Source organism: Deinococcus carri, assembly GCF_039545055.1.
In the GTDB taxonomy this organism is placed as follows: Bacteria; Deinococcota; Deinococci; order Deinococcales; family Deinococcaceae; genus Deinococcus; species Deinococcus carri.
Window position 1 is genome coordinate 156487 of sequence record NZ_BAABRP010000001.1, and the last position, 20555, is coordinate 177041.

The 20555-nt window shown below is 69.5% G+C and carries 22 protein-coding genes; 15 read left to right on the top strand and 7 right to left on the bottom strand.

Annotated elements, in window-relative coordinates:
- Positions 1-34 precede the first annotated feature (34 nt).
- On the bottom strand, positions 35-1255 hold the full coding sequence (locus tag ABEA67_RS00850) for a lipid-A-disaccharide synthase-related protein (RefSeq protein WP_345459446.1): 1221 nt from the start codon (positions 1253-1255) through the stop codon (positions 35-37).
- 38 nt (positions 1256-1293) lie between these two features.
- Between ABEA67_RS00850 and ABEA67_RS00855 the strand changes: the two genes are divergently transcribed.
- The 4 genes from ABEA67_RS00855 to ABEA67_RS00870 all read left to right on the top strand — a co-directional run bounded on the left by ABEA67_RS00855 (position 1294) and on the right by ABEA67_RS00870 (position 3514).
- The gene (locus ABEA67_RS00855) at positions 1294-1719 is read left to right on the top strand and encodes a hypothetical protein (protein ID WP_345459449.1); all 426 of its coding nucleotides are present in this window, start codon (positions 1294-1296) and stop codon (positions 1717-1719) included.
- Between the two features lie 85 nt (positions 1720-1804).
- Positions 1805-2773 (top strand): alpha/beta fold hydrolase, encoded by a 969-nt coding sequence (locus tag ABEA67_RS00860; RefSeq protein ID WP_345459452.1) that lies wholly within the window; start codon positions 1805-1807, stop codon positions 2771-2773.
- A 313-nt stretch (positions 2774-3086) separates the two neighbouring features.
- Complete coding sequence (locus tag ABEA67_RS00865; protein WP_345459455.1) at positions 3087-3248, top strand: hypothetical protein; 162 nt, start codon at positions 3087-3089, stop codon at positions 3246-3248.
- A gap of 113 nt (positions 3249-3361) precedes the next feature.
- Positions 3362-3514, top strand: a complete 153-nt coding sequence (locus ABEA67_RS00870; RefSeq protein ID WP_345459458.1) for a hypothetical protein — start codon at positions 3362-3364, stop codon at positions 3512-3514.
- Positions 3515-3567: 53 nt separating this feature from the next.
- Here ABEA67_RS00870 and leuS read toward each other — a convergent pair whose 3' ends face one another.
- The 3 genes from leuS to ABEA67_RS00885 form a co-directional block, all read right to left on the bottom strand.
- Positions 3568-6030: a leucine--tRNA ligase gene (gene leuS, locus ABEA67_RS00875; RefSeq protein WP_345459461.1), complete on the bottom strand. Its 2463-nt coding sequence runs from the start codon at positions 6028-6030 to the stop codon at positions 3568-3570.
- A gap of 140 nt (positions 6031-6170) precedes the next feature.
- Positions 6171-7448 carry a hypothetical protein gene (locus ABEA67_RS00880; protein WP_345459464.1) on the bottom strand — a complete coding sequence of 426 codons (1278 nt, stop codon included), beginning with the start codon at positions 7446-7448 and terminating at the stop codon, positions 6171-6173.
- A complete protein-coding gene (locus tag ABEA67_RS00885; RefSeq protein ID WP_345459467.1) occupies positions 7445-8101 on the bottom strand; it encodes an ABC transporter ATP-binding protein in 657 nt (218 codons plus the stop codon). The genes ABEA67_RS00880 and ABEA67_RS00885 overlap by 4 nt, the downstream gene beginning before the upstream one ends.
- 56 nt (positions 8102-8157) lie before the next feature.
- Between ABEA67_RS00885 and ABEA67_RS00890 the strand changes: the two genes are divergently transcribed.
- Both ABEA67_RS00890 and ABEA67_RS00895 read left to right on the top strand, forming a co-directional pair.
- Positions 8158-8601 carry an EamA family transporter gene (locus ABEA67_RS00890; protein ID WP_345459470.1) on the top strand — a complete coding sequence of 148 codons (444 nt, stop codon included), beginning with the start codon at positions 8158-8160 and terminating at the stop codon, positions 8599-8601.
- Between the two features lie 66 nt (positions 8602-8667).
- Positions 8668-10185, top strand: a complete 1518-nt coding sequence (locus tag ABEA67_RS00895; RefSeq protein ID WP_345459473.1) for a histidine kinase N-terminal 7TM domain-containing diguanylate cyclase — start codon at positions 8668-8670, stop codon at positions 10183-10185.
- A 172-nt stretch (positions 10186-10357) separates the two neighbouring features.
- Here ABEA67_RS00895 and ABEA67_RS00900 read toward each other — a convergent pair whose 3' ends face one another.
- From ABEA67_RS00900 to proS, 3 genes are all read right to left on the bottom strand, one after another.
- On the bottom strand, positions 10358-11011 hold the full coding sequence (locus ABEA67_RS00900) for a DUF1345 domain-containing protein (protein WP_345459476.1): 654 nt from the start codon (positions 11009-11011) through the stop codon (positions 10358-10360).
- 26 nt (positions 11012-11037) lie between these two features.
- Positions 11038-11502 carry a GNAT family N-acetyltransferase gene (locus ABEA67_RS00905; protein ID WP_345459479.1) on the bottom strand — a complete coding sequence of 155 codons (465 nt, stop codon included), beginning with the start codon at positions 11500-11502 and terminating at the stop codon, positions 11038-11040.
- Positions 11503-11633: 131 nt separating this feature from the next.
- Positions 11634-13118, bottom strand: coding sequence for a proline--tRNA ligase (proS, locus tag ABEA67_RS00910; RefSeq protein ID WP_345459482.1), 1485 nt, complete (start codon positions 13116-13118; stop codon positions 11634-11636).
- Positions 13119-13239: 121 nt separating this feature from the next.
- Between proS and ABEA67_RS00915 the strand changes: the two genes are divergently transcribed.
- The 9 genes from ABEA67_RS00915 (at position 13240) to rpmE (ending at position 20420) form a co-directional block, all read left to right on the top strand.
- Positions 13240-14070, top strand: a complete 831-nt coding sequence (locus ABEA67_RS00915; protein WP_345459486.1) for a nucleotidyltransferase domain-containing protein — start codon at positions 13240-13242, stop codon at positions 14068-14070.
- Positions 14071-14128: 58 nt separating this feature from the next.
- Positions 14129-14413 carry a DUF2171 domain-containing protein gene (locus ABEA67_RS00920; RefSeq protein WP_345459489.1) on the top strand — a complete coding sequence of 95 codons (285 nt, stop codon included), beginning with the start codon at positions 14129-14131 and terminating at the stop codon, positions 14411-14413.
- Between the two features lie 114 nt (positions 14414-14527).
- Positions 14528-16471, top strand: a complete 1944-nt coding sequence (locus ABEA67_RS00925; RefSeq protein WP_345459492.1) for an alpha-amylase family protein — start codon at positions 14528-14530, stop codon at positions 16469-16471.
- A 53-nt stretch (positions 16472-16524) separates the two neighbouring features.
- Positions 16525-17331, top strand: coding sequence for a GNAT family N-acetyltransferase (locus tag ABEA67_RS00930; protein ID WP_345459495.1), 807 nt, complete (start codon positions 16525-16527; stop codon positions 17329-17331).
- Positions 17332-17489: 158 nt separating this feature from the next.
- Positions 17490-17693, top strand: a complete 204-nt coding sequence (gene rpmI, locus ABEA67_RS00935) for a 50S ribosomal protein L35 (protein WP_152868064.1) — start codon at positions 17490-17492, stop codon at positions 17691-17693.
- Between the two features lie 5 nt (positions 17694-17698).
- Positions 17699-18058 (top strand): 50S ribosomal protein L20, encoded by a 360-nt coding sequence (gene rplT, locus ABEA67_RS00940; RefSeq protein WP_345459503.1) that lies wholly within the window; start codon positions 17699-17701, stop codon positions 18056-18058.
- 125 nt (positions 18059-18183) lie between these two features.
- Positions 18184-18939: a polyphosphate--glucose phosphotransferase gene (gene ppgK, locus ABEA67_RS00945; RefSeq protein WP_345459506.1), complete on the top strand. Its 756-nt coding sequence runs from the start codon at positions 18184-18186 to the stop codon at positions 18937-18939.
- Positions 18940-18973: 34 nt separating this feature from the next.
- A complete protein-coding gene (locus tag ABEA67_RS00950) occupies positions 18974-20143 on the top strand; it encodes an amidohydrolase family protein (RefSeq protein ID WP_345459508.1) in 1170 nt (389 codons plus the stop codon).
- Positions 20144-20201: 58 nt separating this feature from the next.
- A complete protein-coding gene (gene rpmE, locus ABEA67_RS00955) occupies positions 20202-20420 on the top strand; it encodes a 50S ribosomal protein L31 (protein WP_034354998.1) in 219 nt (72 codons plus the stop codon).
- Positions 20421-20555 lie beyond the last annotated feature (135 nt).

The following is a 20555-nucleotide window of genomic DNA, read 5'->3' on the forward strand; positions in this document are numbered from 1 at the left end:
AGGCCAGGGGCAGCTTCCGCGTGGCCCGGTGCCTTCAGCCCTGGGCCAGCCGCCTGATCTCCTCTGCAATCACCGCCAGCGCTCCCCCCGGCCCCACCCGCGTCAGGCCGGCCCGCGCTGCCCGCGCCCGCCGCGCCCCGTTCGTCAGGAGCGCCCGGACCTCCGCCGCGACCGCTTCCGGCTCGGGCGGAACCACGCTCAGCGCCCCTGCCAGCAGTCGCCCCTGACGGCGGGCGAAGCCGGGGGTGAACTGGGGGCCGCGCGTGGGGAAGGCGACGACCGGCACGCCCAGGCCCGCGAGTTGCTCGTTCGCAGTGCCCGCGGTGCCCACCGCCACATCCGCCGCCCGCGCCACTGCCCCGAACGCGCCGCGCAGCAGGGCGACGCGCGTGCTCCCACCCTGCGCGAACGCCGTGTTTTCCTCCCGCACGTTCAGCGTCCAGCCTTCCGGCAGGGTCGCGGCCTCCCAGCCGTGCGGCCAGGCGACGAGCGCGGCCACCTCCGGCAGATGGGCCGCCGCGCGCAGCATCAGCGGCAGGCTCTCCCGGTGGTCCTCCCGCGAGCCGGGCAGCAGGGCCAGCACGGGCCGCTCACCCACGAGGGGGGAGAGGTCGCGTTCCGGCGGGGGCAGCACGTCCATCGCAAAACTGCCTGCCCAGCGTGCCCGCACGCCCCTGGCCGCGTAATACCGGGCGGTCGCCGCGTCGCGCGCGAAGACCGCCTGTGCCCGGCGGGCCAGCCGCAGTTCGTAGGGCATCGGCAGATTCGCGCCCAGGGCGTTCAGCTCGCGCAGCGCCCCGCCCAGGCCCAGCCCCTCCAGGTAATGCGCGCTGAGCAGCGGCTGCACGTGTATCAGCGGGGCACCTGCCAGACGCGCCGCCAGGCTGCCCACCATCAGCGCGTAGGCGTCGCCCACCACGACCACCGCGCCGGCCCCCCGCGCGGCCCGCACGGCCTCCCGCCACTGCCCCAGCGAGGCCCCCACCAGCCCCGCCCGCAGGTCGGAGCGCAGGTTCTCCAGGCTGCCGAAAGGAAAGCCGCCGCTGGGCAGGTCCAGCGCCGCGCCCACCCGCGTAACAAAGGGCAGGTTCGCGTAGGCCTGGCCCGCCCCCACCAGGGGCAGCACGTGCGCCTCGCCGCCCCTCTGCCCGAGCAGGTGCCCCAGCAGCCGCGCCCCGATCAGGTCCTCGGCGGTGCCGTTGGACAGGAGCAGGACGGGCCGGGGCGGGGGGCCGGGGGGTGGGGAGGCGGTCACGCCGCGCAGGATAGCGGGCGCGTGGTACGAATAAGGCTGTGAGCGACTTCGACGCGCTGCAAGCCGCCATCCGCCGCCACGCGGACGAGCGGCAGGCCGAACAGCGTGCCTGCGAGGCCTTTCTGAACGCGCTGTATCACGCCCTGCGCACGTCGAGCGGCCCCGGCCTGCCGCTCAACAACGTGACCCTGGACCCCACCCCCGACCCCGACTCCCGGCTGCGCCCCCCTCCGCCCGGCGGCTGGCACGCGGCGTGGCTGCGCCTGGGCCTGTGCGAGGTGCTGGTGCGGGTCCGGCGCGAGGGGGGGGCTTTCGTGGGCGAGTACGGCCAGAGCGGAACCTTTCACCTCCCCCACGTGTCCGAGGACGACCTGATTGCCCTGGCCCGCCGCCTGCTGCGCGACGTGGCCGCCACCTACGCGGGCGAGGACCGCGCGGCCCGCCCCGAGGTGCCGCTGAACTGACGTGAGGCCGAACGGACGCGGCTTGCCCCTGAATCTGTTGACCTTTTCCGACAGTTTCACAGGCTCCGGGAAGTAACCATCAGGCATGAAGACCAGAAGGACCTTTCCCCGCCTGCTGGCGACCGCCGCCCTGCTCCTGGCCGGGGCGGCGCTGGCGCAGACTGTTCTGTCCTCTGGGACGGCGTCCGCGCCGCTTTCGCCCGCAGTGGGCGGCGAGCGGCGCAGTCTGGAGGTGCCCGGCTTCGGGCGGGTGGCCTATTACGCCGACCCGCGCGGCACAGGCCGCCCCCTGATTCTCACCCACTCGGTCAACGCCGCCGCGAGTGCCTACGAGGTGAAACCGCTGTGGGACGCCTACGCGGGCCAGCGGCCCCTCTACGCGCTGGAGTGGCCTGGCTTCGGCAGCAGCGACCGCCCGGACGTGCGCTACACCCCGGAGCTGATGGTGAAAGCCCTGCGCGCCCTGGTGGCCGAACTGGGCACTGACGTGGACGTGGTCGCCCTCAGCCTCGGCAGCGAGTTCGTGGCGCGGGCGGCGCTGGACGAGGCGCGGATTCGCAGCCTGGCCCTGATCAGTCCCAGCGGCCTGGGCGAGCCGCGGGGCGGCAGCCAGGAGGCGAGCGACGGGAACCGGGGCGAGCGGCTCCACGGCACGCTCAGCACCGTGGGGACACCGCTGTATGCGCTGCTCAGGACCCGGCCCAGCATCCACTATTTCCTGAGCAAGCTCTTTCGCGGGCCGGTGAACCAGGGCCTGATCGAGTACAGCCTGGAAACCAGCCAGCAGCCCGGCGCGAAATATGCCCCCCTGTATTTCATCAGCGGCCTGCTGTTCACCCCCGACGCATTCCGCGAGCTGTACAGCAAACTCAGGGTCCCCACTGTCGTCCTGTACGACCAAGACGGCTTCGTGTCCTTTGAGCGGCTGCCGATATTCGTGCAGCAGCCCGGTGTCAGTGCGGTCCGCATTCCCGGCACCGACGGCCTGCCCCACTTCGAGAAGCCGGCAGAGGTCCGCGCCGCCCTTGACCACTTCTGGGCAACGAACCGCTGAGACCAACTTCAGGTGAGTCGTAGACGAACCCGAGCGGACTTGCAAAGCTGAGGAGTGGCGTCCCCAGGGGCGTCCGTTCACGACGACTGCGCAGCAGAGCGAGAAGAAGAAAAGACCGGCTTGCGGAGGTGGACCATGAGCGGATGAGCCTACGTTTCATGCGGCAAGAAAGGCGAAGGGCCGCCCCTGAGCCTGTGGCCCCACAGAACATCCGGTGTTTTGTCCGGGTGTTCTGGAATCAGAGCAAGTTGGTATGAGTGGGCCGCGGCAGATCTGGACACATGACGGCGCTTCTCATGTCACCATGCGCGGCATGACCGATGACGCCCACGCTCAGGCCAACGCCGAACAGGTCCGGGTGCTGCTGGAGGCGCTGGCCCAGGACGGAGAGACGGAGGAACTGCAACCGGGACCTTCCGGCGCTCCGGACGGGCAGGAAGCCCTGTCTGATCTTGTGGAGGGTTGCCCGTTGTAACCCCCACAGGGGAAAGGACGCACCTCAAGGCTCAGGTTTTTCCCAACGGCCCTTGCAGGTTCCCTAAAACGCACCGTCACCACCTCCGCGCCGCCTCGCCGCACACTGGTTTCATGGAACTCGTCCTCGTGATGGCCGCCGCCACCATCCTCCTGATGGTCCTGGCCTTCCTCTCGCTCACCCGCGACGACCGTGAACTGGCGCGGGAAGACTTCACCCTGGGCGGGGAGGCACGGGGCAGCGACGAGCGGCCACTGAATGCCTGAACACGCGCCCCACCCTGCTGAGTGGCAAGGGTGGGGCGCTGTTCTGCTGCGGGCTACTTCACAACCAGATTGATGATTCGCCCCGGCACGTAAATCTCCTTCACCGTCGTCTTGCCCTCGATGAACCTTGCCACGTCGGGGTTCGCGCGGGCGGCGGCCAGGGCCTCTTCCTGCGTCGCCGCCTTGCTGATGTCCACCTGTCCGCGCACCTTCCCGCTCACCTGCACGCCGATGGTCACGGTGTCGCGTACGGCCGCCGCCTCATCCACCTCGGGCCAGGGTCGCAGGTGGATGCTCTCCGTCCCCCCGCGCTCCATCCAGATTTCCTCCGCGATATAGGGGACAACCGGGGCCAGCATCTGGTTAAAGATGTCCAGCGCCTCCTCCCAGGCGGGCGTGCCGAAAGCCGGGGAACGCTTGGCCTTGACCAGCGTGTTCGTCAGCTCCATCAGCGCGGCGATGATGGTGTTGAAGCTCATCCGCTCGAAGTCGCCGCCGACCTTTTTCAGGGTCGAGTGGACGGCGTAACGCAGGTCAGCTTCCGTGACCTTTTCCTCCGGCCCCACGGCCTGAGCGTCGAAGTACAGCGCCCAGACGCGGGCCAGCCACTTGGCGGGGCCGTTGATGCCGCTGGGGTCCCAGGGGCCGCCCAGTTCCCACGGCGCGATGAACATCAGGTAGGCGCGCACCGTGTCGGCCCCGTACTCGCGCACCAGGTCGTCGGGGTCCACCACGTTGCCCCGCGACTTGCTCATCTTCTCGCCGTCCTCGCCCAGGATCATGCCCTGGTTTCTCAGGTGCGCGAACGGCTCGCTCTGGGTGGTCAGGCCCATGTCGCGCATCACCTTGGTCCAGAAGCGGCTGTACAGCAGGTGCAGGATGGCGTGTTCGATGCCGCCCGTGTACAGGTCCACCGGCAGCAGGTTCGCCTGGGCCGGGTCGAAGGGGTGCTGGTCGTCGTGCGGCGACAGGTAGCGGTACATGTACCAGCTCGAATCCACGAAGGTGTCCATCGTGTCGGTGTCGCGCTCGGCGGGGCCGCCGCAGACGGGGCAGGTGGTCCGCATCCATTCCTTATCCAGCTTCAGCGGACTCTGGCCGGTGGGGGTGAACTCCACGTTTTCGGGCAGGCGCACGGGCAACTGCTCGGCGGGGACGGGCTGCGCGCCGTGTTCCGGGCAGTACACGATGGGAATCGGCGTGCCCCAGTACCGCTGGCGCGACACCAGCCAGTCGCGCAGGCGGTAGGTGGTCCTCGCCTGCGCCACCCCCAGTGCCTCCAGCCGCGCGACGACAGTCCCGATGCTGGCCTTGCCGCCGGGCAGACCGTCGAACTCGCCGGAGTTCACGATGACGCCCTCGCCCGTGTAGGGAGCTGCCGGGTTCTCGCCCATGCCCTCGCTGCCCTCCGGCCGGATGACTTCCCGGATGTCCAGCCCGAACTTGCGCGCAAAGTCGAAATCGCGCTCGTCGTGGGCAGGCACAGCCATGATGGAGCCGGTGCCGTAGGTGACCAGCACGTAATCCGCGACCCAGATGGGCAACTGGTGCCCGCTGACGGGATGGGTGGCAAAGCTGCCGGTAAACACGCCGGTCTTCTCGCCGCTCTCCTGCTGGCGCTCCACGTCGGTCTTGCGGCCCGCCGCCTCCACGTAGGCCTGGACGGCTCCCGCCTGCTCGGGGGTGGTCAGCTCCGCGACTTTGGGATGTTCGGGGGCCAGCACCAGGAAGGTCGCGCCCATCAACGTGTCGGGGCGGGTGGTGAAGACCGTTTCCGGCCCGGCGGGCGTGTCGAAGGTAACCTCCGCGCCCACCGACTTGCCGATCCAGTTGGTCTGCATCAGCCGCACGCGCTCGGGCATGTCGGTGTCACCGAAGTCCAGCAGCTCGTCGGCGTAGTCGGTGATCTTCAGGTACCACTGGCTCAGGTTGCGGCGCTCGACGGGCGTGCCGCAGCGTTCGCACCTGCCGTCCACCACCTGCTCGTTCGCCAGCACGGTCTGGTCCTTGGGGCACCAGTTCACCAGGCCGCCCTTCTTGTAGGCCAGCCCGCGCCGGAAGAACTCGGTGAAGAACCACTGGTTCCAGCGGTAATACTCCGGGTCGCAGGTGGCGAAGCGGCGGCTCCAGTCGATCATGGTGCCCATGCGCTGGAACTGTCCCAGCATGTGTTCGATGTTGGCGTAGGTCCACGTCGCCGGGTTCAGGTTGTTCTTGATGGCCGCGTTCTCGGCGGGCAGGCCGAAGGCGTCGAAGCCCATCGGGAAGAACACGTTGTAGCCGCGCATCCGCATCCAGCGCGCGTGCGCGTCCGGCGCGACATTGGCGTACCAGTGCCCGATGTGCAGGTTCCCCGAGGGGTACGGGAACATGGTCAGGGCGTAGTGCTTGGTCTTGGTGGGGTCCTCGTGGAAGGTGTACAGCCCTTCGCGTTCCCACGTTTCCTGCCATTTCGGTTCGATGGCGTGCGGGTTGTAGCGTTCGGCGCGCGGTTCGGCAATCTCGGGTTTCGTCATATCCGTCACTCCTTGAAAAAGAAAAAGCCCCGGCCACACACAGCCGGGGACACACGCACGAGCTTCTGGAAGCTAGGCGAGGCGTCCCCGGGTGGTAAGCGCAGAGCGGATCACGGAAGACAGTATAGAGGAGTGAGGGGTCAGGCGTTAGGCATCAGGGCCAGGGTGCCGACGAGCAGCACGGCCAGGGGCGCACACCACGCCAGGCCGAAGGACGTGCAGAGGAACGCGCCCATCGCGGGAGCCAGGCCCGCCGCGAAGCGGAGCTGGCCCTGCGTGACCTGTCCACCCGGCGCGGCGGTGCCCAGCCAGCCCAGGCAACACAGCGCCGCCCAGGGCAGGAACAGGGCCACCAGCACGGCCACGGGCGAGGCGAGGCCGAATGCGGCGGCAACGCCAGACCCCAGCCCCAGCAACAGGCCCAGCGGTACCCCGCCCGGCAGCGTCCGCACGGCCCGCCGCGCCAGGCCGGTCAGCGGGAGGGCGGCCGGGACCGGCGGCGCGAGCAGCACCAGCAGCGGCTCCAGCACGAGCGCGAGCAGCAGCGGCGAGCCGACCGTCACGCTCAGGCCCAGCAGGGGCGCGGCCAGCAGACGCCAGGGATGCCGGGAGACGTGCAGCAGGCCTCGCCACACGCAAGCGGCGAAGGGGCCGGAACCGCGCAGCCGCGGCCGCCAGCGGCGGGGAAAGGGCAGACCGTCCGGGCCGACCTCCGGAACGGGCAGACCCAGCCGCCGCGCCCCCTGCCGCACGCCCTCGACCTGGGCGTGGAGGAGGGGGACCGCGTGAACCTCCCCTTCCCAGAAGCGCCGCCAGACCAGGAGCAGCCCGCCCAGCCCCAGCGCGCAGGCCACCGGCAGGGCGACAGGGTGCAGGCCCCCCAGCAGCGGCAGGACAGAGAGGGCCAGCGCCCCGTTCCGCGCCGTCTCCTGCCCGGTCAGCCGCGTGTCGTGCCCGAGCGTCTGAACGAGCGGGCGGCCTGCCCCGAGCAGCGGCAGCGCGAGCGCGAGCGGCCACCATGCCGGGAACCAGGCGAGGACGAGCAGGCCCAGGCCGATGCCCACGGCCAGCGGAAGGGCCAGCGTGTGGAGAAGCGGCCAGGCCAGCACGGCCCAGGGGGGGACGGGGGCGCGCAGAAGCCACTCGTCGGTGCTGTCCACCCCCAGCGTGGGACGGCGGACCAGCCACGCGGAGAGCCACCACACCGCACTCAACCCGGCGACCGGACCAGGGGCCAGCGGGGGCACCGGAAACCGGTACGTTTGCCACAGGCCCACCAGCACCAGCAGGGCAACGCCGCCCAGGTAGCCCGCCATCCAGAAGAGGCCCGAGTGCCGCCATGTCTGCCATGTCCGTCGCGCGGCCCGCTCCAGGGTGAGGCGGCGCAGCTTCCAGACCACCTCCGCACCGGACCTCACGCGGCTTCCCCCGCAGAAGGAACGTGCAGCACGCCGCCCTCCAGTTCCAACACACGCTGGGGCAGGGCGTCCAGCTCCTGACCGTGGGTGGTGACGATGACCGCGCCACCCTCCGCACACCGCTGGGCGATGGCTTCCCGCAGGACATCCCGTGAAGCCGTGTCCAGCGTGGCGAAGGGTTCGTCCAGCAGGGTCAGCGGCAGGCCCAGGCCCAGACCTAGAGCGAGCGCAACCTTCTGCCGGGTCCCGCGCGAGAGGGTCATGGGCCAGGCATCCAGCCACGCCCCCAGGCCGAAGTGTTCCGCGAGGGCCAGTAGGGGCGCTTCCGGCACACGCCACGCCGCCGCCAGGAAGGTCAGCCCCTCTGCCACTGTCAGGTCGTCCGGGAGGTCCGCGTCGGTCGGGACGAAGGCCGTCGCCTGGCGCGCACCCACCGAGCCGGGAGGATGGCCCTGCACGCGCGCCCTGCCTGTGTAGGGCAGCACGCCAACCAGCGCCCGCAGCAACGTCGTCTTGCCCGCGCCGTTCTTGCCGCGCAGGTGCAGCAGTTCACCCGGTCGCGCCTCCAGCGTTTCCACCCGCACCACCTCCCGGCCTCCCACGGCGACCCGCAGGCCAGAGAGACAGAGAGGGAACCCGTCGGCATGTGTCATGGTTAGCGGTACGGCTCCCGCCGGCCGGGCGTTCCCCGCAGGCGCATCATGCGCCCATGAACAACCTGCAATGGATAGCCCTCGGTCTGCTGGCCGCGCTCGGTGGGGCAGGGGTCACGGTGTTCGGGAAGCTGGGGCTGGAGGGCGTCAATTCCACCCTCGCCACCACGCTGCGGGCCGTCATCATGGCGCTGGTGATGCTCGCGGTCGCGCTGGGGACCGGGCAACTCGGGGCGCTTGCCAGTGGCAAGGTGCACCTCAGCGGGCGGGCGTGGCTGTTCATCACGCTGGCGGGCCTCAGCGGGGCGGGGTCGTGGCTGGCGTACTTCGCGGCGCTGCGGGTGGGGCCGACGGCGGGGGTGGCGGCGCTGGACCGGCTGAGCCTGGCCTTTATCTTCCTGTTCAGCGCGCTGGCCCTGCGCGAGCCGCATACCTGGCGCGGCTGGGTCGGGCTGCTGGTGCTGCTCGCGGGCGTGTACCTGCTGGCGAGCGACCGATAGATTCCCGAAAGGCTCGGCCTGCTACGTTGGTTTCCGGCGCACCCCGCGTCCGCACGCCCCCCAGCCATGCCGGATTATGTCCTCACCCCAATCATCACGCCTCTGCTGCTGGCACAAGTCGTGACGCTGCTGATGATCGGCACGGTCCTACCGCGGGTGGGCCAGCCGGTTCACCGCGCGTTTCTGGTGCTGCTGCTCGGCAACAGCGTGTGGCTGCTGGGCAACACCCTCACGAACATGGCGGCTCCCCCGGCCCTGAGGTGGCACTGGGGGTTGGTGGAGTTTTTCGGCATCCTCACCATGCCGGTCGCGTGGGTGGCGCTGGTCGAGCGGTATCTGCGCCCGCACCCCGAGCCGCTGCCCCCGCGCAGGCTGCTGGCGCTGCTGGTCGTGCCCGCCGTGACGCTGCTGCTGATGTGGACCAACGACGCCCACCGGCTGGTGTGGTCGTACACCACCGAGCTTCCGCAGTGGGGGATGGTGCGGCGCAACGTGGCGTACTGGCTGGGGGTGGTGGTGTATGCCAACGGGCTGCTGGTGTGGGGGGCGCTGCAGCTGCTGCTGGCCTGGCGCTCGGCGCGCGGGACGGATCGGGCGCAGCTTGCGGTGATGCTGCTCGCGGCGGTCGTGCCGTTCGTGACCAATACGTTGCACCTGCTCGGCTTCCAGCCTCTGCCCGGCATCAACTCCACCCCCGTCAGCTTTGCGCTCAGTCTCGTGCCGGTTGCCTGGGGCATGGTCCGTTATGGCCTGCTGCGCGTCGCGCCCCTCGCGCATCGGCAGGTCGTGGAGCAACTGGCAGACGCCGTGTTCGTGCTGGACACGCGGGGCCGCATCGTGGAGACCAACGTGCGGGCCGCACAACTGGCGGGGCGGCCACCTGCCGACCTGCGCGGCCGCCACCCCCGCGACCTGTTCCCGACCTGGCCGCTCCTGACCGAGCAGGCCCCCGCCGAATGGCGCTTCGGGAAAGAGGTCTGGGAGGTGCAACCGTCCACGGTGCACAACGCGCAGGGGGGCCGGGTCGGCCAGGCAGTCGTGGCCCGTGACGTGACCGCCCGCGCCCACGAGCACGCCCGCGTTCAGCGGCTCGCCCACGAGGACGCCCTGACCGGCCTGGGGAACCGCCGGGCCTTCGAGGCCGACCTGGGGCGGGAGCTGGCGCGGGCGGCCCGGCATGGCCTCTGCCTGGGCATCGTGATGATCGACCTCGACGGTCTCAAGAGCGTGAACGACCACCAGGGCCACGCCTCCGGGGACGAGCTGCTCGCGGCCTTCGGGCGTTCCCTGGCCGCGGCCTTCCGCTCCGGGGACCGCGCCTACCGGCTGGGCGGAGACGAGTTCGCGGTGCTACTCGCGCAGTCCACGCTGGCGGGCCAGCCCTCGGTGCAGGAGCGGGTCGCGCGCAGCGCCGCCGCCGTGCGCGACCGGGGCTTCCCCGGCATAGACGCCAGCGTGGGCATCGCGTACTTTCCCCGTGACGGCACAGGGGAAGACCTCGTGCGGCTGGCGGACCTGCGGATGTACGAGGACAAGGCGCAGCGCCGGGAGCGGCGCGACGGGCCTCCCGGCGTGGAGTCTTGACTGCCTGGTCATACCAGCTTGCGCCCTTTTGCGAGCATCGACTGGGTGGCCTGGCGCAGCTTTTCAGGAGAGCGGGAAGCAAGAAGGACCGGCTGGCGGCGAGGGGCCGCCCTTAAGCCTGAGGCTACGTGAACATCCGTTGCTTTCCCGTAAGGTCTGGAATCAGACGGTCTCAGCCCAGCAGATTCGCCACGCCGCCCACTGTCAGCGCGACCACCACCGTCCCGAACACGTAGGAGAGGGCCGCGTGCTGAAGCAGCAGCCAGCGCATCGGGCGCGAGTTGATGTTGGTGTCGCTGACCTGATACGTCATGCCGATGGTCAGGCCCAGGTACAGGAAGTCGCGGTAGTCGGGGTCTTTCAGCGTGCCGTCACCGTCCAGGAACAGCACGCCGCCGCCATCCGTGTAGTAGCGCCGCGCGTAGTGCAGGGTGTACTCGGTGTGTACCAGCAGCCACGACAGCACGGTGGTCAGGGCCGCGAGCGCGGTCAGGTCGAGCTGCCAGCCCTTCTGGAGATGGGCCAGGCCCAGGGTCCAGCCCACGCCCCCCAGGCTCATTAGGGACGCTGTCACGGTCAGCAGCAGCGCCAGCGCCCGCGTATCGTCCTCACGGGTGGCGAGGGCGCGTGTCTGCTCGGGCGTGGCGTTGAGCAGCGTCGGCCAGATGCGGCTCAGCACGACCACGCAAAAGGCACTCCAGCCCAGCAGCACCCGCGCGACCGGGGGCCAGTCCGCCGGGGCCAGCAGGCCCACCACCAGCCCCGCCGCGGTCCCCAGCACGAGTCTGCGGGCGGCGAGGTGGGGCTGGGGGCGCGAGACGGCCATAGGCGCAGGATAGAGGCTGCCAGGCCCTACACCCCCAGCCTTGCCACCATATCCACCCGGTCCAGCCCCGGACCGTAGCCGCCGGGCACGCGCCGCACCTCCCGGAAGCCGCAGCGGGCAAAAAAGGGCGCGCTGTGCTGGCTGGTGTCCAGATGAACCTCCCGCGCCCCCAGCGTCCGCAGCCGCGCCAGCCGGAAGGCCAGCAGCGCCGAGCCGTACCCCCGCCGCTGGGCGTCCCGCGCGACCATGCCCCAGCTCAGGCCCGCCGGACGTTCGCTGTTCCCCGCAGCCAGCCACACGCCGCCGCACGCCACGACCCTTCCGGCGTCCTCCAGCACAAAGTATTCGCCGGACTCGCCGGGGTCGAAGGGCTGACCCAGAAAGGCCGCGAACTCCGCCCGTTCCTCCGGCAGAAAGAACTCCGGCACGTTCGAATCGAAAAGGGCCAGGCAGGCGGCCCGGTCGGCGGGGCTGTAGGGGCGGATGGACATGAAAGCAGGATAGGGGTGCCCCCTCACCCCTTGCTCCGCAAGGCCCTCTCCCACCAGCGGAGAGGGCCGAACAAACGAAGCCACCTTTGACGACAAATGCCCTAAACCCTAATCCCTCACTCCCAACCCCTTCAGTACTGCCGCCCGAACAGCACCCGCTTGTCATACCCGCTCGGCTGGCCGCACTTCACGCACACGCCTTCCTCGCGCTCGCTGAAGAACTCGGCGTCGTCGAGGGGAATGTTGCGGGCGGTGGCCTTGGTGTCCTCCTTGATGCTGGCCTCGCACGCCGCGTCGCCGCAGTGGAAGGCGCGCACCCAGTTGCCCTGTTCGATGGCGTTCTTGAGGTCCTCGTAGTTGTCCACCGACACGGTGTGCGACAGCAGGAAGTCGGTGGCGCGGTTCAGCAGCCAGTCGTGGATGCCGTCCAGGCGGGCCGCCATGCCGCCGATGGCTTCCTCGCGCGCCAGTGTTTCCTTCTCCTGGGCGTTGCGGTTTTTCACCACCACCACGCCCTGCTCCAGGTCGCGGGGGCCGAGTTCGATGCGGACGGGCACGCCCTTGAGTTCCCAGTCGTTGTACTTGAAGCCGTTGGTGACGCCCTCGCGCCTGTCCACCTTGACGCGAATGCCCTGCGCGCGGAGTTCGGCGGCCAACTTCTCGCCTTCCGCGACCATCTCGTCAAAGTTCTCCTTGCGGCCCACCGGAATCACGACGACCTGAATGGGCGCGATGCGGGGCGGCATGATCAACCCGAAGTCGTCGCCGTGCGTCATGATGATCGCGCCGATGATGCGGCTGCTGATCGCCCAGCTGGTGGTGTAGGCGTACTCCTCGCGCTGCTCGCGGGTCTGGAACTTCACGTCGAAGGCTTTGGAGAAGTTCTGCCCCAGGTAGTGCGAGGTGCCCGATTGCAGCGCCTTGCCGTCGCGCATCATGCCCTCGATGGAGTAGGTAGCGACGGCCCCGGCGAAGCGCTCGCTGGCCGTCTTCTCGCCCCGCACCACCGGCAGCGCGAGGATGTCGCGGCAGAACTCGTGGTAGATGTCGAGCATCTGCCGCACCTCGGCGCGCGCCTCCTCCTCGCTGGCGTGGGCGGTGTGCCCCTCGTGCCAGTAGAACTCGGAGGTCCGCAGGAAGGCCTTGGTGCGCAGCTCGGCGCGGAACACGCTGCCCCACTGGTAGTGCAGGAAGGGCAGGTCACGGTAGCTGTTGAGCCACCCGCTCCACATGTGGCCGATGATGGTTTCGGAGGTGGGGCGCATCACGTACGGCTCGGCCAGTTTCTCGGTGCCGATCTTGTCCACCGTGAACAGCTCGGGCGCGAACCCCTCCACGTGGTCGGCTTCCTTGGTGATGAAGCCCATCGGGATCAGGGTGGGGAAGATCAGGCTCTCGTGCCCGGTGGCCTTGAAGCGGTCGTCCAGCCAGCGCTGGATGTTCTCCCACAGCGCCGTGCCGTAGGGCCGCACCACCATCGCGCCCGCCACGGGGCTGTTGTCGGCCAGGTCGGCCTTTTTCACGACCTCGTTGTACCAGTCGTTGAAATCCACGCTCTGGGGCGTCACCCCGTACTGCTGCGCCTTCTTGTCCTGCTTGCCGTCGCCCTTCGTCATGGGGGGCATCATAGCGGGGCCGGGTGGTGAACGAATCCGTTGCCCGTCCGCTTTGGCGTAGGCCAGGTGGCGGGCCGGCTACCGGGGGCCTCCAGGTGCAGTTGGCCGAGTACAGTCTGGCATGACGCCCGTTCCTGCCCTGGCCCGGACCATCGCCGCCCGCGCTGCCCGGATTCCCGGCGTGGTCGCCGTCGCCCTGGGCGGCTCCCACGCGCGCGGCACCGCCCGGCCCGACTCCGACCTCGACCTGGGCCTCTTCTACCGGGCAGACCTTCCCTTCGACCTGGGGGCGCTGAATGCCCTGTGCCGTGACCTCGACGACAGCGGGGCAGCTTCGGCCACTCCGCCCGGCGGCTGGGGGCCGTGGGTGGACGGTGGCGCGTGGCTCACCGTGGAGGGGCAGCGGGTGGATTTCATCTACCGCGAACTGGGCCGGTTGGCGCAGAGTGTGGAGGACGCGCTGGCCGGTCGGGTCACCCTGCACGCGCAGCCGGGGCACCCCCACGGCATTCACGGCCACCACTACGCGGCGGAACTGGCATGGGGCGTGCCGCTGCATGACCCGTCCGGGCATCTGGCAAGGCTGCGTGCCCGGCTGGGAGGGTATCCGGTATCATTGGCGCAGGCGCTCGAAACGCATTACGGCTGGCAGCCGGACTTCTGGCTGGACGCGGCGGAAAAGGGGCTGAAACGCGGGGACCGGCATTACGCGCAGGGCTGCGTTTATCAGGCCGTGATGGCGCTGGTGCAGACCCTCTGCGCCCGCGAACGCGCCTGGCTTCTGAACGAGAAAGGGGCGGTGGCGCTCGCCGGGGCGTTGCCGGGTGTCCCGCCGGACTTCGCCGTGCGGGTGAATGCCGCCCTTGCCACGCTCGATCTACCCGGCCTCCGGGCGCTGAGCGCGGAGGTGACGCAGGGGAGGCCAGATGGAGGTTCTCCCAATATTGGGTAATGGTTTTCTCCAGGGGGTTGTCATCGGCAGCGCGGGGGAGGCCCCGTAGGCTACCGGCATGACGCAGAACAACGGACAGAACGACCAGAACGCCGCCGACCAGATTGACAGCCGCATCCAGCAGGACCTCCGCGACCGCCTGAGCCGCGAGGGTGATCACATGCAGGTCAAGGACAAGAACGGCGACTACGTGGGCACCGTGGACCACATCGAGGGCGACCGGCTCAAGCTCACCAAGAGCGGCAGCGCCGACGGCCAGCACCACTACGTGCCCCTCTCCAGCGTCGAGAGCATGGATGACGTGGCGGTGTACCTGAACGTCACGCAGGACCAGATTCAGTAAACCCGGCGCGAGCTGGCACACGCTGGGGCGATGGGGGAGAACCTCACCGCCCCCTTGTCCTGCCCTGACTGGAAACGGTTCCAACTCCTCCTCCCACGCCGTATGCTATGAGGCGTGCTGACTTCCGAACTGGCGGCGCAGGTGCGGACCGCCTTCGATGACGACCGTGATGCGGATACCTTCCTGCTGCGGTTGCAACGCTACGGGGACGACCTCTGGGAGAGCCTGCGCGCGGTGTATGGGGACCGGGCGGACGCGCTGCGAGACCGGTTGCTGGAAGTCCTGCTCCATGCCCACCACGCCCGCCCCGCCGACCTGAAGCGGCTGGACGAGGCGCGGCTGCTGCGGCCCGACTGGCTGCAAGCCCCGGAGATGGTCGGCTACGTCGCCTACGCCGACCGTTTCGCCGGAACCCTGAAGGGTGTGGGCGAGCGCCTGGACTATCTGGAGGGTCTGGGGGTGAAGTACCTGCACCTGATGCCCCTCCTGAGGCCCCGCGAGGGCGAGAACGACGGCGGATACGCGGTGCAGGACTACCGCGCGGTGCGCCCCGACCTGGGCAGCATGGACGACCTCTCGGCGCTGGCGCGGGGGCTGCGGGGCCGGGGCATCAGCCTGGTGCTGGACCTCGTGCTGAACCACGTGGCACGCGAACACGAGTGGGCCGAGAAGGCCAGGGCGGGCGACCCCAGATACCGCGCCTACTTCCACCTCTTCCCCGACCGCCACGGGCCGGACGCCTTCGAGGCCACCCTCCCCGAAATCTTCCCCGACTTCGCGCCGGGTAACTTCACCTGGGACGAGGAGGCCGGTGAACAGGGCGAGGGGGGCTGGGTCTGGACTACCTTCAACCGCTACCAGTGGGACCTGAACTGGGCAAATCCGGACGTGTTTCTGGAGTTCGTGGACCTCATCCTGCACCTGGCGAACCGGGGGGTGGAGGTGTTCCGGCTGGACGCCATCGCCTTCATCTGGAAGCGGCTGGGCACCGACAGTCAGAACCAGCCAGAGGTGCATCACCTGACGCGGGCCTTGCGGGCCGCCACGCGCATCGTCGCGCCCGCCGTGGCCTTCAAGGCAGAGGCGATTGTCGCGCCCGCCGACCTGATTCATTACCTCGGCACCCGCGCCCACCACGGCAAGGTCAGCGACATGGCCTACCACAACAGCCTGATGGTGCAGGTGTGGAGCAGCCTCGCCAGCCGGGACACGCGGCTGTTCGAGGAGGCGCTGAAGGCCTTTCCCCCCAAGCCCACCAATACGACCTGGGGCATGTACGTCCGCTGCCACGACGACATCGGCTGGGCCATCAGCGACGAGGACGCGGCCCGCGCGGGGTTGAGCGGTCCCGGCCACCGGCACTTCCTGAGCGACTTCTACAGCGGCCAGTTTCCCGGCACCTTCGCGCGCGGGCTGGTCTTCCAGTACAACCCGGCCACCGGCGACCGGCGCATCAGCGGTTCGGCGGCCAGCCTCGCGGGACTGGAGGCGGCGCTGGAAACGGGGGACGCCGGGCAGACGGACGATGCGGTGCGCCGCCTGCTCCTCCTCCACACCGTCATGCTCGGCTTCGGCGGCGTGCCGCTGCTGTACATGGGCGACGAACTGGCGCTGCTCAACGACTACGCCTTCGAGGACGTGCCCGAACACGCGCCCGACAACCGCTGGGTGCATCGCCCGCGTATGGATTGGGCGCTGGCCGAGCGGGTGCAGCAGGAGCCGTCCTCGCCCGCCGGAAGGGTGAACCTGGGCTTACGTCACCTCCTGAGCGTGCGCCGCGAAACCCCGCACCTGCACGCCAGCATCGAGAGCCAGGTGCTGCCCAGCCCCGACCCGCGTGTGCTGCTGCTGCGCCGCGACCATCCCCTCGGCGTGATGGTGCAGGTCTACAATTTCAGTGAGGAGACGGTGATGCTGCCCGCCTCTGTCCTGCGGGACGTGCTGGGGGACCACGCCGAGGACCGGCTGAGCGGGAGCGTGTTTAGCCTCGACAGGCCTACCGTGCGGCTGGAAGACTACCGGGCGCTGTGGCTGGTGGCCGGAGAAAACGCCGTCTAGGCCGTCTGGCCTGCCTTCTCGCGGGGAGGGTGGGCGGGTAAGCTGCGGCCACCTTGCCCCCCTACAACATTCAGCCCGCGACCCCCGAAACCCTCGCCGACCTGTACGCCCTGCACGCGGACCCGGCCGACGTGGCAAAGCGCCTCCCAATGCTGCGGGAGAACATCGCGGCGGGCAGGGTCAGCCTCGACCGCATCCTGTTCCTCCGTTCTGACCGGGGCATGGAGGGAACGGTTCTCCTGCCTGGCCCGGTGCGGGTGCCTGCCTTCCCCTGTTTCCGCCCCGACGTTCCCGCCGACGCCATGACGGCTTTCGCGCGGGCCATCCGCGAGAAGGTGGAGCCTCAGCGCCTGCTGGTGCTGCAAGACGACCTCGCGCCCCTGAACGCCGCAGCGGTGGAGGCCGCCGGGTGGGTGCTGGACAGCCAGCACGTCATGTACGAAACCGACCTGCAAGCGCGGGCCTACCGCCGCGAACCGCAGGCGGTGGAAGGTGGCCCGGACTGGCTCGGCCGCCCCGAGGTGCGGGCGCTGCTGGAAGGGGGCGGGCACACGGACTACGAGCTGGCCGAGGAGGCTACGCTGGTCGCACTCGAAGAGGGCGGGCGACTGGCCGCTTTCGGCACGGTCGGTCCCAGTGGCCGCCCCGGTTACGCGAGCATCCACCTGATTGGGGTCCTCCCCGCAGCGCGTGGGCGGGGTCTGGGCACACGCCTGCACGCACACTTGCTCGCCCTCGCCGCCGCGCGGTCCACGCGGCACGCTGGCGGGACGGCTGCCGACAACGGGCCGATGCGCTGCATCTACGAGAAGAACGGCAGCCAGCTCCAGGCCACGCAGATGTATTTCAGGCAGCCCTGACCCCTTGCCCTGCCCCCGCCCCCTCGCGTATAGTTCTCTCTTGGTCAAGTGGGGCAGGGCGACCAACGGTTCAGCGCCGTGACAGGCGCGGGGAACGGCCCGCACCCCAGACAGGAGCCGCCAGAGGCGTGCGACTGGACTACGAAGGAGGGCATTCCATGCCTAAGATGAAGACCAAGAAGAGCATGACCCGCCGCGTGAAAGTCACGGCGACCGGCAAGGTCATGGCGTTCAAGAGTGGCAAGCGCCACCAGAACACCGGCAAGAGCGGCGACGAGATTCGCGGCAAGGGCAAGGGGTTCGTCCTCGCCAAGAGCGAGTGGGCACGCATGAAGCTCGGCCTCGTTGCTGGGAGGAAGTGATTTAGATGCCACGCGCCAAGACCGGGATTGTCCGCCGCCGCCGTCACAAGAAGGTGCTCAAGCGCGCCAAGGGCTTCTGGGGCAGCCGCTCCAAGCAGTACCGCAACGCCTTCCAGACGCTGCTGAACGCCGCCACCTACGAGTATCGCGACCGCCGCAACAAGAAGCGCGACTTCCGCCGCCTGTGGATTCAGCGCATCAACGCGGGCGCGCGCCTGCACGGCATGAACTACTCCACCTTCATCAACGGGCTTAAAAAGGCCGGGGTGGACCTCAACCGCAAGACGCTGGCCGACATCGCCGCCCGCGAACCCGAGGCCTTCCGTGCCCTGGTGGACGCCGCCAAGGGTGCCCGCAACCCGTAAGCCGCGAGCTTGCAGAGGCCGCCTCCCTGGTGGGGGCGGTCTTTTTTTAGCGGTCAGCCGTCAGCAATCAGCCAAAAAAGCTGAGCGCTGACGGCTGACCGCTGAAGGCTGTTACCCTGTCCCCCATGAGCGTGATCCTCGGCATCGACATCGGCGGGAGCGGCATCAAGGGGGCACCGGTGGACACGGACACCGGGAAGCTGGTGGCCGAGCGCTGGCGCATACCCACGCCGGAGGGCGCGCAGCCTGATGCGGTGAAGGACGTGGTGGCCGAGCTGGTGCGTCACTTCGGGCACGAGGGGCCGGTGGGCGTGACCTTTCCCGGCATCGTGCAGCACGGCAAGACGCTCAGCGCGGCGAACGTGGACAGGGGCTGGATCGGCCTGGACGCAGACGCCCTGTTTACCCAGGCGACCGGGCGCGACGTGCACCTCATCAACGATGCGGACGCGGCCGGGCTGGCCGAGGCGCGGTTCGGGGCAGGGGCGGGCGTGCCGGGCGTGGTGCTGGTGCTGACCTTTGGCACCGGTATTGGCAGCGCGTTGATTCATAACGGGGTGCTGGTGCCCAACACCGAGCTGGGGCACCTGTGGCTGCGCGGCGACCGGGAAGCCGAGGCCTGGGCCTCCGCCCGCGCCCGCGAGCAGGAAGATCTGAGCTGGAAGGACTGGGCCAAGCGTGCGAGCAAGTACCTCCAGCATCTCGAACTGCTGTTCAGCCCCGACCTCTTTATCATCGGCGGCGGTATCAGCAAGAAGGCTGACAAGTGGCAGCCCCACATCGAAACCGGGCGGACCCCGCTCGTCCCCGCCGCCCTCCAGAACGAGGCCGGGATCGTCGGGGCCGCGATGAATGCCGCTCGCCCCACGCAGGCAGGCTGACCCCGCAGGCCTCTAAGGCGGCAGAATGCGGCCCATGACGGCCCAGCCCTCCCCGGACCTCCTCACTCCCGAACTCCTCACCTGTGACGTGCTGTTTACCGGCGTCGGTGGGGGCCATGCGCCGGGCGGCGTGGTCGTGGCGAACGGCGTGATCGCGGCGCTCGGCGACCCCGCCACCCTGCGCGCCAGCTACCCCCAGGCCCGCGAGCGCCGCGCCGGGGCGGTGATTGCGCCCCCGCCCGTCAACGCCCACACGCACCTCGACATGAGCGCCTACGCCTTCCAGGCACTGCCGTACTTCCGCTGGCTGCCCGAGGTGGTGATCGCCCAGCGGGAGAAACGCGGGGTGGCGGGGGCGCAGGCCGGGGCCGACGAACTCGTCCGCCTGGGTTCGGGGGGCGTGGGCGACATCGTGTGGGCACCCGAGGTGATGGACGCCCTGCTGGCCCGCGAGGACCTGTCCGGCACCCTGTACTTCGAGGTGCTGGGGCCTTTTCCCGAACAGGCCGACGAGATTTTCCGGGTGGCCCGCGAGCGCCTGGAACGCTGGCGCAGGCTGGAGCGGCCCGGCGGCCCGCGCGTGGGCCTCTCGCCCCACACTCCCTTCACGGTCAGCCACCGCCTGATGCGCCTGCTCACTGAGTACGCGGCGGGCGAGGGTCTGCCGGTGCAGATTCACGTCGCGGAACACCCCGCCGAGGTGGAGCTGTTCCGCACGGGGGGCGGGCCGCTGTGGGCCAACCGAATGCCCGTGCTCTACCCGCCCACCTTCGCAGAGGTGATCGGCCGCTCGCCCGAACCCGAGCTGACCCCGGTGCGCTACCTGGACGAACTCGGGGCGCTGGCGGGGCGGCCAACTCTGGTCCACATGGTCAATGTCACCCCGGACGATATCGCCCGCACGGCCCGCGCCGGTTGCCCCGTCGTCACTTGCCCGCGTTCCAACCGGCATCTGGAGTGCGGCACCTTTCCCTGGGCGGCCTTTGCGGCGGCGGGTGTGGAGGTGGCCCTCGGTACCGACTCGGTCGCCAGCGGCGAGAGCCTCGACCTGCGCGAGGAGGTCGCCTTTGCCCGCGCGCTCTACCCGGCCCTCGACCCCCGGCTGCTGGTGCGTGCCGCCGTGAAGGGCGGGCACCGCGTGATAGGAACTCCCACACCGCTGCTGCGCCGGGGCGAGGCCTGGCAGGCGCGTTACGTCTGGTGATGTGCTATGATTTCAGGGTTGCCCGTCACGCACCGAGACGTGACGGAGGAGGCAGAACATGAAGAAAGACATCCACCCCAAGGCTGTGCCCACCAAGATCATCTACCAGGGCAAGGTCGTCATGGAAACCCTCAGCACCCGTCCCGAGATTCACGTGGACGTGTGGAGCGGCGTTCATCCCTTCTGGACCGGCGAGGAGCGCTTCGTGGACACCGAGGGCCGCGTCGACAAGTTCAACAAGCGCTTCGGCGACAGCTACCGCACCAAGAAGAAGTAAATCGCCTTGCCCTGACCGCCCTGCCTGCTGGTGGGGCGTTTTTCTTTGCGGATGGCAGATAGCAGATGGCAGAAGGCCATGGGGGCGGGAGCCTGGGCTTTTGCGGGGTGGCCCTCTGCCCTCTGCTTTCCGCCT